Origin of the sequence: Fibrobacter sp. (genome assembly GCA_024399065.1) — a bacterium.
GTDB lineage: Bacteria > Fibrobacterota > Fibrobacteria > Fibrobacterales > Fibrobacteraceae > Fibrobacter.
The window spans coordinates 88,421-102,262 of record JAKSIB010000002.1 but is presented as its reverse complement, the minus strand read 5'-3'; the positions used below and the strand labels follow the sequence as shown (position 1 = coordinate 102,262).

Sequence of the window (13,842 nt, the reverse complement as noted above, 5' to 3'; positions counted from 1 at the left end):
TGATGGAGGAATGTTCTCAAGGTCCTTTAATCAATTTATCGATTACTATCAGGTCAACTCCATCATCCCACAATTTACTTGCAGCATTGGAATCGCTGATGCAGCATACTTTGACTAGAAATCCGTTGGTGTGAGCTTGCTTGAAAAAGTCTTTAAAAGAAGTATCTGGAGGAAGTTGCTGAAAATATTGTGATAGGTAAATTGCTTTTGCCTTTTTTTGGTGGCGTTTTAGGTTGTGTAGCCTGTTGTAATTCCACGCGTTGTCAAATTGATAAATGAGTTCTTTGCTTAATGCCGAAAAATTTTCAAAGTTTTCGTCGTTGATTTCCCAAATCACTTGATTTAGCATTTTTGCATTTTCTATTGATTTGTAGAGTATATGAATTTGTTCGTTTGAAAGGATGTTTTTTTCAAGATCTAATTGGAGAAAAATATCGTTCTCTTTGGCAAAATCAATTAAATCGAATAATGTTGCCACCCCCCCCCCCCATGTATCCAAAAGTTTACCATTTCTGTCGCAAGCTATATTTTCTTTGATTTTGAAGTTTGGGAAAAGCTCATTGTCGTGTGATAGTATTGGAACATTGTCTTTAGAAAAGATTATGTCTGTTTCTATGACTTTTATGCCTTTTTTTACAAGATAATCATATAGTGCGATTGAATTGTTTTTTAGTGAATCGCTTAGGAATCTTGCGTGACCAACATACTTTTTTTGAGGAAGGTCCCGTTCAGGTATGTGTGAATATTTGTTTTTATCTACTGGAGATAAAAATAAATTCAGTATGACCAATAAAATTATCGTTGCGAGAACGCCAATGATTTTACTTGTCTTTAAGATAGTTTCGTAATGCACTGGACGAAATCCCTTCTGTCCGAGGTAATAATACAACTTGTTTGTTGTTTTCTTTGCACCAACTTATGGCCTTTTGAAATCCTTCGTGATTTTGATCAGGGCCTATTGCGAAAACATCAAAATCAATTTTGTCAATGATGTCGTCTACATTGCTGTATGAAACAACCTCATTGACAAATCGGATTGATTGTACCATAAATATCCGTTCATCGGTGGAATAAACCATTTGCGCATTAGGTTTATGTTCCTTGATGAATTCAGATTCCTGTACTGCAACTGTGAGAAAATCGCCTAGTTCACGGGCTTTTTTGAATAGGTAGAAATGACCAATATGAAGAATATCAAAAACTCCAACTGTAAAAACTTTTTTCATTTGGTGATTTGCTCCAAAACAATGTTTGCAATATTTTCAGCTCCATTGCCAGATTCTTGCATGCCAATTTTATTGAAAAAGTCCAAAGTCTTTTCTTGGTATGCGCTTTCTTGAAAGTTCAGAATGTGTTCTTTTAATTCATCTTCTGTTTTTGCAAAGGAAAACGGTAAATCTTTTTGTTCGAAATATTGAGGACGATCATTTTTTATGTAATCTTCGTAATCTTTAGCAAATAAGAATACGGGCTTTTTTGCTAGAGCCATATCGTATGCGACTCCAGAAAAGTCTGTAATCATGATGTCCGAAATGGCCATAAGTTCGTCCATGTCCGGGTATGATGTTACATTAATGATGTTTTGGTTAAAAATACCGCAATTTACAAGATTTGAAATGTTTGGATGTAACCGAAAAAACAGTACGAATTGCTCGCCAAATTTTTTTTCAAGAGTATTTAATACCGCTTTAAAGTCCCATTTATATATGTCTACATTAAAGTTTTTTCGAAAAGTTGGAGCATAAAGAAGAATTTTTTTGTTGTCGTCAATTTGGTACGACGAACAAATATTTGTTTTTAAACGTGGTGGAGGATTGAGTAGAGTAGCTAATTGAGGAGAGTCCGATTTGATGACTGGACCATTATACCAAAAAGAGTTTTTAAATAAATTGATTTTAAAATCATTGTTTGAATACATTAAGTCAATAATTTGGCTGTCTTTTTGAGAAACTTCAATGTAGTTTTTGTCCAAATACGGCTCGGCATCTTTTTCGACCGTTTTATTCGCGAATGAACCGTGCCATGTTTGTAGATAGAACTGTTTTTTTCTTTTAGTGGGCTTTGGATTGTTCTTTACGTTATCTATCCATATTTTTGCAGTTGTGTAATGGTAGGTGGCCCACGGAGTCCCGTATTTTACTTTTTTTACCGTTGGTGGTAGATGTTGGTTAATGTCATTTAGTAGCCAAACCAATTTTATCTTTGGGTTTTGCCTAGCAATTTGTAATAATATGTATTTTGGGTCATCTGCAAAGCCTTTTCCAGAGAAATTTGAAAAAACTATTTTATTTTGCAGGGGAAGAATTTTTGAAAACAGAATAAGAATATGAACGGGTAGCCAGTAAAGAAACGCTATAAAGCGGTTGCTTCTTAGATATTCTCTCAACGACATTATATTATCTCAGCTTTTATATTCTGACCTTGATGGAGGATTGCTCCCCAATTTCTGTCCCAGCAGGAGTATTCTATATTGTTTTTTTTCTGAATATATTTAATTTCAAAAGTTAGCACTCCACGATTGATGACATCAAAATTTTGAACATTTGCTCCAAAGTCTTTGTATCCTACATTCAGGCTTATTTTGTACTTTCTTTGTGTTAGAGAATGGTTTGTTAGAGTTAAATGAACCTTGAATGTGTTTGTGTGTTGAGGGATGGAAACATCGTTTGTTACGTAACCAAGAATTCTTGTATCGGAATCGTCAAAAATATTTACGGAGTACTTGCACTTGGTTGCATTGCCGAAATGCTTTTGAAGGGTTAATTCTATTTCAATCGGTTCGTCTGTTCCGATTTCTCTAGCATTGTTGAGTAAACAAGCTTCCTCAATGGTTATTTCGCCAGTATGTCCTTTTTCTCGCATTGAATTGTCTATTCTCTTGTGTTGCGAGAAATCGGTAATATTGTTACTTGTATAAAACCCAATTGCTTCTTCCGCACTTCCGCTGAATGCAACTTGTCCTTGGTTCAGCACAATCCCCGTCTTGCACAAATTCCTGACGGCACCCATATTATGGCTTACAAACAGTACGGTCCGGCCTTCGCCTTTGCTTACGTCCTGCATCTTGCCGATGGCTTTCTTCTGGAATTCGGCGTCGCCTACGGCAAGCACTTCGTCCACTACGAGGATTTCGGGTTCCAGGTGGGCGGCGATGGCGAAGCCCAGGCGGACGGTCATGCCGCTGGAGTAGCGCTTGACGGGGGTGTCGAGGTAGCGTTCGCAGCCGCTGAAGTCTACGATCTCGTCTAGCTTGCGGGAGATTTCGGCGCGGGTCATGCCCATGATGGCACCGTTCATGTAGATGTTCTCGCGGCCGGTCATTTCGGGGTGGAAGCCGGTGCCCACTTCCAGCAGGCTTGCGATGCGGCCCTTGGCGCGGATGATGCCCGTGGTGGGGGCGGTCACGCGGGAGAGCAGCTTGAGGAGCGTGCTTTTGCCTGCGCCGTTGCGGCCGATGATGCCCACGACGTCGCCCTGTTCCACCTTGAAGTTGATGTCCTTCAGGGCCCACACGTAGTCGCTGGAACCTTTGCTTGCGCGGTCGTTGGTTTCGCCCACTTTGAGGTAGGGGTCCTCGCGGCGCAAGATCTTGGTCTGCCAGAATCGATTGAGGTCGTGGCTCAGGGTGCCTGTGCTTACCAAGCCCAGGCGGTACTGTTTGCTGATGTTCTCGAATTCAATTGCGGTAGCCATGTTCGGGAATGTAGTAAAAAATATGGAGCCCAAGTCTGGTCGGGGGAGGCGGGAATGGGGATTTGCGGAAGAGTGAAAAAATTTATTGTAAGTGTCTTGTCAAACCCGTAAAACTGGTGTATATTTGTGCAGTCTAACCGAAGTAAATCCGTTTTTGTTCACGCCTGTAAAACGGAAAGGATATGTTATGAAGAAGAAAGAAGCCCCTGTTGCGGGGAGTAGTGCTGTTCCGGCCAATGTTGCCGAGAAAACGAAAGAAATAGTCCTTATTGATGAAAATCTCCTGAAGAACAAGGTTTATACCATTCGCGGTGTAAAGGTGATGCTTGACGCCGATCTGGCGGAAATTTACGGGTATGAGACGAGAGCTTTTAATCAGCAGGTGAAATTAAACATCGACAAATTTGACGATGATTTTAGATTCCAACTTACGGATGATGAATTCAAACGTTTGATGTCAAAAAATTTGACATCAAAAACTGGACGGGGCGGAACAAGAAAACTTCCTTTTGTCTTTACCGAGCAGGGTATTTACATGCTCATGACGGTTCTTAGAGGTGGTCTTGCAACGCTGCAAAGTAAAGCAATAATCCGTCTTTTCAAAGACATGAAGGACTACATAGCCTCAGAGAACCAGCAGTTACTCGGTTGTTCTAATTGTGTTCAAATAGCAACTCTTATGGCCCAAAACGCGAAAGAAATTGCCGAAGTTCGCACGGATGTGGCTCGTTTGGAGGTGGAGTCTCTGAAAACTCAGGAATCCTTGGGCAAGGTCATGGAGTTTTTCCACGACCCATCTACTTACAAGCACCACTTGATTCTGAATGGGCAAAAACTAGAGGCTGATGTCGCTTACACGCAGATTTATGGCATGGCTCAGAAGTCGATTTTCTTGTTTGATGATTTTGTTGGCGTAAAAACACTGGATTTATTGCGAGGTGTTGCTCAGAATGTGAATGTGACGATTTTTAGCGACCAGCGGAATGGCTGCGCTTTAACTCAAACGATGATTGACGACTTTAAGGCTGCTAGGCCTGATGTGGATATTGAGCGGAGGCCTGCAGGCGGTATATTTCACGATCGTTACATCGTGCTGGATTATGGGCTGGATGACGAGAAAATGTTCCACTGTGGTGCGTCAAGTAAGGACGCTGGAAAGCGCGTAACAACGATAGACGACATTGAATACCCTGAAGTCTATCACCAGCTGATCGAGGGAGTGTTGAAATTGCGTTAGGGATCGATGTGGCGAAGCCATTCGGACTCGCGAAGCGAGGCTGAACGGAAAAATTTTCGTGTAAGATGTTCTGGCTAGATGTTTGCGAAAATTTTATAACGCGAGAGCCCGCCCCGGCTTGCCGGGGAACGTAAAAAAAATCTTGATAAGTTGTGAACGTTTGTATATCTTTGTGATGAACCTTGCGCTGGTTTGGCTTGTCACGGCCTAGAATGCGCCACTATTGATATATTCTGTGATTTTTTTGCTTGTATTGCAGAAGGTTTGTTATGAAGAAGAAAGAAGCCCCTGTTACGGGGAAAGAAATTGCCCTCATTGACGAGAATTTGCTGAAGAGCAAGGTTTACACCATCCGCGGCGTAAAGGTGATGCTTGACGCCGATTTGGCGGAAATTTATGGGTATAGTACCAAGGATTTCAATAGGCAGGTTAAGAATAATATAGAGCGTTTTCCCGAGATTTTCCGATTTCAGTTGACTATGGACGAAATTGCTGAATTATCGAGGTGCAAAAATTGCACCTCGATGCAGGTCAAAGGGGTGAAAGGTGGGCGAGTCTATTTACCTTATGCCTTTACAGAACAAGGTATTTACATGTTGATGACCGTTCTTAAGGGTGATTTGGCTATAAAACAGAGTATTGCCATTGTCCGTCTTTTCAAAGAAATGAAGGACTTTATTGCCTCTGAAAATCAGCAGTTGCTAGGTTGTTCCAACTGTGTTCAAATAGCAACCCTCACGGCTCAACATTCCCACGAAATAGCCGAAATTCGCACGGATGTGGCTCGTTTGGAGGTGGAGTCTCTGAAAACTCAGGAATCCTTGGGCAAGGTCATGGAGTTTTTCCACGACCCATCTACTTACAAGCACCACTTGATTCTGAATGGGCAAAAACTAGAGGCTGATGTCGCTTACACGCAGATTTATGGCATGGCTCAGAAGTCGATTTTCTTGTTTGATGATTTTGTTGGCGTAAAAACACTGGATTTATTGCGAGGTGTTGCTCAGAATGTGAATGTGACGATTTTTAGCGACCAGCGGAATGGCTGCGCTTTAACTCAAACGATGATTGACGACTTTAAGGCTGCTAGGCCTGATGTGGATATTGAGCGGAGGCCTGCAGGCGGTATATTTCACGATCGTTACATCGTGCTGGATTATGGGCTGGATGACGAGAAAATGTTCCACTGTGGTGCGTCAAGTAAGGACGCTGGAAAGCGCGTAACAACGATAGACGACATTGAATACCCTGAAGTCTATCACCAGCTGATCGAGGGAGTGTTGGGTGATTTAGTTTAGTTTGAGGTGCAAAAATTGCACCTCAAGAATTAGTTCTCCTTGTTACTTTGAACTTGAGGTCGAAAAAAAAACGGCTTCAAGTTTTTTGGGGAGAACGCTATTTTTGCTGTTGTTGAATGAACAAAAATTTCGTTCCTTGAAATCACAAAATGTGATTTCAAGTTGGTGGCTAGAGATGCGTTTTTGCAACTTGATGTCCAAAAAATGGATTTCAAGTTTTCACGTTCCTTATCAAGGTCAAAATTTTTGACCTTGAACCACGCTGGGAAAATCTGGTTATAAATTTCAATAGAAATTAGGATTTATAATTGTGTACATGGTGTAACAAAAAAATGCCGTAAGTGACAATTTTTTGTTGTAGAATATTGGCTAAGTGTGAATGTGCAAATTGTCAAAAACTGGTGGCATCCTTTAAGAATTCTTCGTTAGGGATTAATTTTTGTTATGCAAGAGTCTTGTCAATTTTACAAAACTAGTGTATATTTGTGCAGTCTAGCTGAAGTAAAGCCGTTTTTGTTCACGCCTGTAAAACGGAAAGGAAAATTACTATGCAACAAATGCAGAATAATATCTATATTAGCCAAGAGCAAACGGGAGTTTTTATGACTGACGAACTGACTTTGGCTTCTCTGAATCCGGCTCAAATGCTGGTAGTTGAGTCCTTCGCTAGCGTTACTAGTGAAGAAGAGTTGGTTGCGTTGACAAAACTTCTTAAAAATTTTTATGCAGAACGTCTTGAACAAGAGCTTGATAAGCGTTGGGAAGACGGATCTTTCGGCCAGGAAAAACTGGAACAGCTGAAATCAGAACATCTTCGTACTCCTTATCGGGGGTAGTCATGCGAAAGATTGTTATTGATACGAATGCCATGCTGCAGATGCTTGGTAGTAAGTCTCCCTACCATTTTTTGTGGAAGAAATTTCTGAACGAAGAATATGTACTTTGCGTTTCAACAGAAATCCTATTGGAATATGAAGAAATCTTTCGTCAGAAGGCTGCAGACATTGTTGCAACAATGTTTATGAGAACTGTTCAGTTTTCTTCTAATGTTGTTCGAAAAGATCCGTTCTTCAGGTTGCGGCTAATAAAGAAGGACCCTGACGACAATAAGTTTGTGGACTGCGCCTTTGCGTGTCAAGCTGATTACATTGTTTCTGACGATTCACATTTTAGAGAACTTAAAGATGTAAGCTTTCCTAAAATAAATCTGAAAACACTGGAATCGTTTGCCCGTGATTTTGACGCTGATTGAGATGGGCTTTTGTGTAATTTGCGTTAGGGATCGAAGTGGCGAAGCCATTCGGACTCGCGAAGCGAGGCTGAACGGAAAAATTTTCGCGTAAGATGTTTTGGTTAGATGATAGCGAAAATTTTATAACGCGAGAGCCCGCCCCGGCTTGCCGGGGAACGTAAAAAAAATCTTGATAAGTTGTGAACGTTTGTGTATCTTTGTTGTCGTGAGAATTAATCCTCTTAGCTGAAATTGGAGAGGTGATTAACTCTCTGCCATGTGTCGCTGGAACGTGCAATCGCATTTCCGCAGGACCTCTGAGGGGAATCGGCCCCTCGGCAGCATGCGTAGAGGTTCTTGAAGAACAAGGTTTACACTATTCGCGGTGTAAAGGTGATGCTAGATGCCGATCTGGCGGAAATTTATGGGTATAGTACCAAGCGTTTTAATGAACAGGTTAAAGCCAATATTGAACGTTTTGATGATGATTTCAGATTTCAGCTCACAAAAGAGGAAGTTCTCTCTTTGAACTTGAGGTTGGAAAAAACGACCTCAAGTTGGGGTGGTTTACGCTACTTGCCTTACGCGTTTACCGAACAAGGTATTTACATGCTCATGTCGGTCTTAAAAGGTCCTTTGGCTGTCGCTCAAAGTAAGACCACTCAACACTCTCATGAAATCGCCGAAATTCGCTCTGATTTTAGCGTTTTCAAGAATGAAACCCAAGATTCTTTGGGCAAGGTCATGGAGTTTTTTCACGATCCATCTACTTACAAGCACCACTTGATTCTGAATGGGCAAAAACTAGAGGCTGATGTCGCTTACACGCAGATTTATGGCATGGCTCAGAAGTCGATTTTCTTGTTTGATGATTTTGTTGGCGTAAAAACACTGGATTTATTGCGAGGTGTTGCTCAGAATGTGAATGTGACGATTTTTAGCGACCAGCGGAATGGCTGCGCTTTAACTCAAACGATGATTGACGACTTCAAGGCTGCTAGGCCTGATGTGGATATTGAGCGGAGGCCTGCAGGCGGTATATTCCATGATCGCTATATTGTGTTGGATTACAAAACAGACCATGAAAAGATGTTCCATTGTGGCGCTTCATCCAAAGATGCGGGAAAGCGCGTGACAACGATAGACGACATTGAATACCCTGAAGTCTATCACGAGCTGATCGAGAAGGTTTTGGTGGATTGTTACGCGAGAGTCTTGTCAATTTTATAAAACTAGTGTGTGTTTGTGCAGTCTAATCAAGGTGAATCCGTTTTTTATTCACGCCTGTAAAACGGAAAGGAAAATGAATATGTATATTGAAACTATGTCTTCGTTAAAAGAACAAGTCATTCAGAAGGTCGGTGTCATGTCTGATGCGGACTTGGCTTTCTTTATCGAAATTTTAGATCGTTTGCACTTGAAATCAAGTGAATCTCCTCGTACAGTTTGTAAAATCGGGATTTGTCGGAATCAAAAGTTGGTGGCTGATGGCTACGATATTGATTCCGATAATGATGAAATTGCGAAGTTGTTCGAGGGGGCTTAATGCGATACCTTCTTGATACTCACGTAATTCTATGGGCATTAGTGGATAGCGAAAAATTGCCCTCGTCAGTACGTGCGATGTTGCAAAATCCTGCACATCAGTTCTTTTTTAGTACAGCATCTGTATGGGAAGTTGCCATAAAACATGAACGAAATCCTGGACTCATGCTTGTATCGGGAAAAGAATATGCAGAGAAGTGTTCGGAAATGGGCTTGTTTGGTTTGCCTGTAGAGAACAAACATGTTGAATCTTTGGAAACCTTGCGGCGTTCACCGAATGTGCTTCCCCATAAGGATCCGTTTGATCGAATTATGCTTGCTCAAGCTAAAGTCGAAGGCTTTAAGTTCATTACGCACGATTCTTTGATTCCAGGCTATAATGAACCTTGTGTTTTGTCTGTGTAACTAAACTACACCGTATCCATAAAGGTCTTCTGAATCCTATTGAATACAATAATGCCCAATGCCAGTAGAATTGCGGCGAAGGCAGCGCTGTAGCCTAGTGCACACCAACTGAATTCGCCGACGCCCAGCATGCCGAACTTGAATGTTTCCATGATACTGGAGAGGGGGTTGGCCTGCATCAGCATTTTGAGGCGGGGGTCGGTAATGGTGCTCATGGGGTAGATGACGGGGGTGGCGTACATCCACAGCTGCACAATAAAGCTGAGGAGGAATGTAAGGTCGCGGTACTTGGTGGTAAGGCTGCTGAAGAGGATGCCGAAACCAAGGGCGAGACCTGCTAGAATCAAAATAAGTACTGGGGTCAAAAGGGCGTAAATGTTGGGGTGCACCGGTGCACTGGTAAAAATCATGTAGTAGGCGGATACAATCAGGAATAGGCCCATTTGAATTGCCAGGCGCACAAGGTTGCTGGTGACGGTGGCCATAGGCACCACCAGGCGGGGAAAGTAGACCTTGCCGAAAACGTTGGCGTTGTCGATGAAGGTTTTGCTGGTCTGGCTCAGGGATTCTGCAAAGTACTGCCAAAGGCAAATGCCTGCAAGGTAAAACAGGGGCTGTGGCAAACCGTCGGTACTGATTTTTGCGATACCGCCGAATACCACCATGAACATAATGGTTGTCATGATGGGCTGAATAAAAAACCAGAGGGGGCCAAGGATGGTCTGCTTGTACCAAGTCACAATGTCGCGCTTTACGAACATTCTGTAAAGGTCGCGGTACTGCCAAAGTTCTTTGAAGTCTACGCTTAACAGGCTAGACTTGGGTTTGATTTCGGTGGTCCATTTCTCGCTATTCATTTCGCTCATTTGTGTACCAGCCTGTATTTGTAGAAATTTATTTCGCCAAAGGATCGGAGGGAGTCCACAATGATAGTGTCCTTTGTTTCGTTTCCCAGAGAGTCACTGCCATAGTAGTGGCGGAGCAGGAAATCGCCGAGCATAGGCTCGTTGATGACGATGACGTTGCTGTCGATAACTTGGCGCATGGGGTTTGTGATGCCATACTCTGCCAAGGTCCGAGTGATTTCGGGCAGGTAGGGAGTCCAATAACCAAAGCTGATTGTGTTTCGATAGCTGCCAATGGGTTCCGCCTTGTAGGGCGGCATCTTGTGGTGACTAAAGCGCATATAGGCGTTCATGCTCAGCAGAAACATCTTGTTTTGGTTGCTGTCGATGTAGTCAAAGACTTGCTTGTAGTCGGTGGAGTCTTCGATGGTCAAGGTTCTTGTTTTGCCGCTACTGGGGTCGCGAACCATGTCGCCAGAAGAGGCGTAGGAGACGATGTTGGCTAGCGCAATAATGCCGAGAGTGGCGTAGATTGTTCTGCTATTGAAAATTTGGTTCAGTTTTTCGTTCTTGATTTGATTCCATAGAGGCTCCGCTAGCATGGCTGAGTAGAGCCAAAAACCACTTTCCACGCGATAAACTAAACGATCTTGTGCAAGGAGTATAGTCATCAAGAAAAATGTGGTGCCCAGTGTTGCCCATAGGTATGGGAATTTGCTTCGGTTGGTGACCAGGATGATAAGGCATGAAATAAACCAGGTCCAGAACATGGGCATCTGTAAACTGTGAGATAGAGAGCTTAGCAATAATGCGGGAATGGTTCTACGTTCATTTTTAGCTTTGTAATAGCTTGCAGCATTTACGATAGCCTGCATACTATCTTTTTGGAATGTTTCTGTGTCGTAGAACGTCCAGTTTTTGAGCAGATGGTAGTCTTTACCGGATTTTCCCAGTTCTTCAAGGTCTTCGTAAATTGCATTGTCGTTAAAGTTGCTACCGTCGCCAAGGGTTGCACGAGGACCCTGGATTTCCATGTAAGGCTTGTATTCCGGGGTGTCGTAAAGGCTGCGGTCCCAGTGTTGCAGGCCGAAGGCGGCAATGAACATTACGGCGAGAGAAATGATGACGGGAATTTTGCGAGCCCAGCATTGCTTGATAAGGAACAGGAGGCCAATGCAGAAGAAAGGCATGCCCATAAGGAAGGCCTGCCAACGCATGATGGAGCCCCAGAGAAGGAGGAAAAGGGCGTAGATGAAAGGCAGGTAAAGGGAGATCCCGGCACGGGGGCCGGGATGACAGTCTCCGGGGGCGCGGCGGCCTTCGTACACGGCGTTTGCAAAAACCAGCATGCCGGTGGCGCTAAGGAGGCTGGCGCATTGGGTAAATTGCACAACCAAGTAAAAGTCGCTAGCAAACAGGGCTACGAATACGGTTGCAATAAGCGTACCCCACTGCTTGCCCATCTTCTTAATAATGATATAGCTGATGGTGGTAAAACTCAGGAAAACACTGAATATTTCTCCAATGTAATACCAGCCGATGGTAGGGAATAGCTTGTATAGCGGGAGCAGCGCGTAGCCGTAAAGTGCGTTAACAAAAAGCAGGTGAGGGTTGTAATCAGTGCCGTGGGCGCCGGTCAGAACCGCAGCCATAAAATAGTCATCAATGGCGCCGAATTTCAGGTCGCCAAAGACAAGGCATAGGGCCAAGAAAAACAGATTTATGACTAAGGCAGGAACCAAAGATTTACCAATGCAAAATTACTTGTTTGCACCCATGAATAGTTCGATGTTGGAAGAACCACTGCCAGATGCCTTGCTGATGGCGCTTTCGTAGCTTCCGCCAGAAGTGCCGCCTAGGTTAATGTCTTCTTCGCTAGAGAAGAATTTGCATGTTCCGTCAGCAGACATTAATACTCCATAGCTAGACCAACCGCCGTCCTTGGGATTCTTTGCTTGTACAGAGACTTTATCAAAGCCCGCTTCTGCCAAAAGCTTTCGGATACGATCGTATGCCTTACCCTTATCAGAACTCCAGTCGCCACCATTTACTTGAACGGTTCCACTAGCTCTGTATTCCATTTTGTCCTTGTATACAACAACGGCTACCGTGGTGTTTACGTTCTTTCCGTTACCATCGTTTTGAGTTGATTGGGGAAATTCAAGTTCGTGAGAATCGTAAGCTCTTACAAGAATGTTTCTGATTTCGCGGGCGTTGGTTGCGTCAATTCCGCGATGAGTTCTTTCTACCATTCCGAATACCTGGGGTACGGCAACGGCAGCTAGGATGCCCATAATCACGATGACAACCATGATTTCAACAAGGGAAAAACCTTTTTTGCTCATATCCTATTTTCTCTTTTTTTGATTGAGGAGGTTGGTCTTAGACCTTTTCTCTAATCACATACTGGGGGCTTTGATTAATGCTGATGTAGATTCTGCCTACGTATTCGCCGATAAGGCCCAACAGCAACATGATCATGCCGCCGATAAAAAGCATACTGGCCAAAAGGCTGGTATAGCCCACGGGAATTTCCGGACGCATCAATTTTTGGTAAACCACGAAACCGCCTGCACCGACGCCGATGATGGCGCAGATAAAACCGATGAGTGTTGCTACGCGAAGGGGCTTTACGCTAAAGGCTGTGAAACCGTTAATCCAAAGACGAATGAGGCCTGCGATGGTGTAGCCGGAGGTGCCTTCCAAACGGCTGCGGTGCTCCACTTGAACATTGCCCAGATTCTTGGTGGCGCGGAATACCAGGCCGCTGATGTAGGCGAAGGGGTGGTTGTAGCGGACAATTTCTTCGACGATGAATTTTCTCATGATGAAGAAACTGGTGGTCTGCAAAGTCTTGGGCTGGCCGATAATAGCTTCTGCCATTTTCTTGTTGGTCCAGCTACCGAATCGGCGGAACAGATGCTCCTTTTTGTGGGCGTAATAGCCGTACACCACATCAAAGCCTTCTTCCAACTTGTTTACCAGCTTGAAGGTTTCGCTGGCGGGAGTCTGGCCGTCGTCATCCAGGCTTACCACGTAATCGCCGGAGGCTTGGCCGTAGCCAGCCATTAGCGCGCAGTGCTGGCCGAAATTCTTGGCGAGGCAAATGCCTTTGATTTTGGGGTCGGTTGCGGCCAGATTCTTGATGACGTTCCAGACCCCATCGGGGCTGCAGTCGTTGACCAGGATGATTTCGTAATCGTAGCAAGGAGATCCCGGGTCGTAGCCTGGGATGACAGAAGAACTTGTGGCACGGTTCTGCGCGGTGATTGTGTCGCGGATTTCGTTGACTACGGTTTCAATGGTTCCCTGGCTTCGATAGCAGGGAATGACAAAGGAAATCAATGTGGCGTTATTTTGCTCGCTCATAATGTGGAATGTAGTAAATCGAATCTCTAAGAAATTTTTTCAATGGAGGCGCTGTGCTTAAAAGCAAAAAAATAATTGAGAAAACTTCTTGACGATTAGTGAACGTTTGTGTATCTTTAGGTTGTTCTATGCAATCCGGCTTACGGGCCGGCTGTCAAACTATCTGCCTGACGGTCGCGGGATTTTTTGAAAAAACGTTTCCCCGCAGGGTACCTGGGA

General features: G+C 43.7%; 14 protein-coding genes and 1 pseudogene. 7 read left to right on the top strand and 8 right to left on the bottom strand.

Annotated features, from left to right (window positions below; translation table 11 throughout):
* Positions 1 to 16 precede the first annotated feature (16 nt).
* From MJZ25_01590 to MJZ25_01575, 4 genes are read right to left on the bottom strand one after another with little or no spacing between them, the layout of a single operon-like run.
* The gene (locus MJZ25_01590; protein MCQ2122855.1) at positions 17 to 853 is read right to left on the bottom strand and encodes a hypothetical protein; all 837 of its coding nucleotides are present in this window, start codon (positions 851 to 853) and stop codon (positions 17 to 19) included.
* Positions 822 to 1,226: an adenylyltransferase/cytidyltransferase family protein gene (locus MJZ25_01585; GenBank protein MCQ2122854.1), complete on the bottom strand. Its 405-nt coding sequence runs from the start codon at positions 1,224 to 1,226 to the stop codon at positions 822 to 824. Before MJZ25_01585 ends, MJZ25_01590 begins: the two co-directional genes overlap by 32 nt.
* On the bottom strand, positions 1,223 to 2,392 hold the full coding sequence (locus MJZ25_01580; protein MCQ2122853.1) for a CDP-glycerol glycerophosphotransferase family protein: 1,170 nt from the start codon (positions 2,390 to 2,392) through the stop codon (positions 1,223 to 1,225). The genes MJZ25_01585 and MJZ25_01580 overlap by 4 nt, the downstream gene beginning before the upstream one ends.
* Complete coding sequence (locus MJZ25_01575; GenBank protein ID MCQ2122852.1) at positions 2,392 to 3,693, bottom strand: ABC transporter ATP-binding protein; 1,302 nt, start codon at positions 3,691 to 3,693, stop codon at positions 2,392 to 2,394. Before MJZ25_01575 ends, MJZ25_01580 begins: the two co-directional genes overlap by 1 nt.
* Positions 3,694 to 3,880: 187 nt before the next feature.
* On the opposite strand from MJZ25_01575, the gene MJZ25_01570 reads away from it, so the two are divergent.
* From MJZ25_01570 to MJZ25_01540, 7 genes are all read left to right on the top strand, one after another.
* Entirely contained in the window at positions 3,881 to 4,930 is a 1,050-nt protein-coding gene (locus MJZ25_01570; protein ID MCQ2122851.1) for an ORF6N domain-containing protein, read from the top strand.
* 269 nt (positions 4,931 to 5,199) lie between these two features.
* The gene (locus MJZ25_01565; GenBank protein MCQ2122850.1) at positions 5,200 to 6,228 is read left to right on the top strand and encodes an ORF6N domain-containing protein; all 1,029 of its coding nucleotides are present in this window, start codon (positions 5,200 to 5,202) and stop codon (positions 6,226 to 6,228) included.
* Between the two features lie 548 nt (positions 6,229 to 6,776).
* Positions 6,777 to 7,064 carry a hypothetical protein gene (locus tag MJZ25_01560; protein ID MCQ2122849.1) on the top strand — a complete coding sequence of 96 codons (288 nt, stop codon included), beginning with the start codon at positions 6,777 to 6,779 and terminating at the stop codon, positions 7,062 to 7,064.
* Between the two features lie 2 nt (positions 7,065 to 7,066).
* Positions 7,067 to 7,480, top strand: a complete 414-nt coding sequence (locus tag MJZ25_01555) for a putative toxin-antitoxin system toxin component, PIN family (protein MCQ2122848.1) — start codon at positions 7,067 to 7,069, stop codon at positions 7,478 to 7,480.
* A gap of 336 nt (positions 7,481 to 7,816) precedes the next feature.
* Entirely contained in the window at positions 7,817 to 8,689 is an 873-nt protein-coding gene (locus MJZ25_01550) for an ORF6N domain-containing protein (protein MCQ2122847.1), read from the top strand.
* Positions 8,690 to 8,783: 94 nt separating this feature from the next.
* Positions 8,784 to 9,005, top strand: a complete 222-nt coding sequence (locus MJZ25_01545; protein MCQ2122846.1) for a hypothetical protein — start codon at positions 8,784 to 8,786, stop codon at positions 9,003 to 9,005.
* Positions 9,005 to 9,409, top strand: coding sequence for a type II toxin-antitoxin system VapC family toxin (locus MJZ25_01540; protein ID MCQ2122845.1), 405 nt, complete (start codon positions 9,005 to 9,007; stop codon positions 9,407 to 9,409). Before MJZ25_01545 ends, MJZ25_01540 begins: the two co-directional genes overlap by 1 nt.
* Positions 9,410 to 9,414: 5 nt before the next feature.
* Here MJZ25_01540 and MJZ25_01535 read toward each other — a convergent pair whose 3' ends face one another.
* The 4 genes and pseudogenes from MJZ25_01535 to MJZ25_01520 all read right to left on the bottom strand — a co-directional run bounded on the left by MJZ25_01535 (position 9,415) and on the right by MJZ25_01520 (position 13,623).
* Positions 9,415 to 10,275, bottom strand: coding sequence for an ABC transporter permease (locus tag MJZ25_01535; protein MCQ2122844.1), 861 nt, complete (start codon positions 10,273 to 10,275; stop codon positions 9,415 to 9,417).
* A complete protein-coding gene (locus tag MJZ25_01530; protein ID MCQ2122843.1) occupies positions 10,272 to 11,963 on the bottom strand; it encodes a hypothetical protein in 1,692 nt (563 codons plus the stop codon). Before MJZ25_01530 ends, MJZ25_01535 begins: the two co-directional genes overlap by 4 nt.
* Positions 11,964 to 12,506: 543 nt before the next feature.
* Positions 12,507 to 12,599: pseudogene (locus tag MJZ25_01525) on the bottom strand (prepilin-type N-terminal cleavage/methylation domain-containing protein).
* A gap of 37 nt (positions 12,600 to 12,636) precedes the next feature.
* Positions 12,637 to 13,623 carry a glycosyltransferase family 2 protein gene (locus tag MJZ25_01520; GenBank protein MCQ2122842.1) on the bottom strand — a complete coding sequence of 329 codons (987 nt, stop codon included), beginning with the start codon at positions 13,621 to 13,623 and terminating at the stop codon, positions 12,637 to 12,639.
* Positions 13,624 to 13,842 lie beyond the last annotated feature (219 nt).

Excerpts from the sequence above, each read along its gene's own strand:
- MJZ25_01585 (MCQ2122854.1), bottom strand. The coding sequence starts at position 1,226 with ATGAAAAAAGTTTTTACAGTTGGAGTTTTTGATATTCTTCATATTGGT.
- MJZ25_01580 (MCQ2122853.1), bottom strand. The coding sequence starts at position 2,392 with ATGTCGTTGAGAGAATATCTAAGAAGCAACCGCTTTATAGCGTTTCTT.
- MJZ25_01575 (MCQ2122852.1), bottom strand. The coding sequence starts at position 3,693 with ATGGCTACCGCAATTGAATTCGAGAACATCAGCAAACAGTACCGCCTG.
- MJZ25_01570 (MCQ2122851.1), top strand. The coding sequence starts at position 3,881 with ATGAAGAAGAAAGAAGCCCCTGTTGCGGGGAGTAGTGCTGTTCCGGCC.
- MJZ25_01565 (MCQ2122850.1), top strand. The coding sequence starts at position 5,200 with ATGAAGAAGAAAGAAGCCCCTGTTACGGGGAAAGAAATTGCCCTCATT.
- MJZ25_01560 (MCQ2122849.1), top strand. The coding sequence starts at position 6,777 with ATGCAACAAATGCAGAATAATATCTATATTAGCCAAGAGCAAACGGGA.
- MJZ25_01555 (MCQ2122848.1), top strand. The coding sequence starts at position 7,067 with ATGCGAAAGATTGTTATTGATACGAATGCCATGCTGCAGATGCTTGGT.
- MJZ25_01545 (MCQ2122846.1), top strand. The coding sequence starts at position 8,784 with ATGTCTTCGTTAAAAGAACAAGTCATTCAGAAGGTCGGTGTCATGTCT.
- MJZ25_01540 (MCQ2122845.1), top strand. The coding sequence starts at position 9,005 with ATGCGATACCTTCTTGATACTCACGTAATTCTATGGGCATTAGTGGAT.
- MJZ25_01535 (MCQ2122844.1), bottom strand. The coding sequence starts at position 10,275 with ATGAGCGAAATGAATAGCGAGAAATGGACCACCGAAATCAAACCCAAG.
- MJZ25_01520 (MCQ2122842.1), bottom strand. The coding sequence starts at position 13,623 with ATGAGCGAGCAAAATAACGCCACATTGATTTCCTTTGTCATTCCCTGC.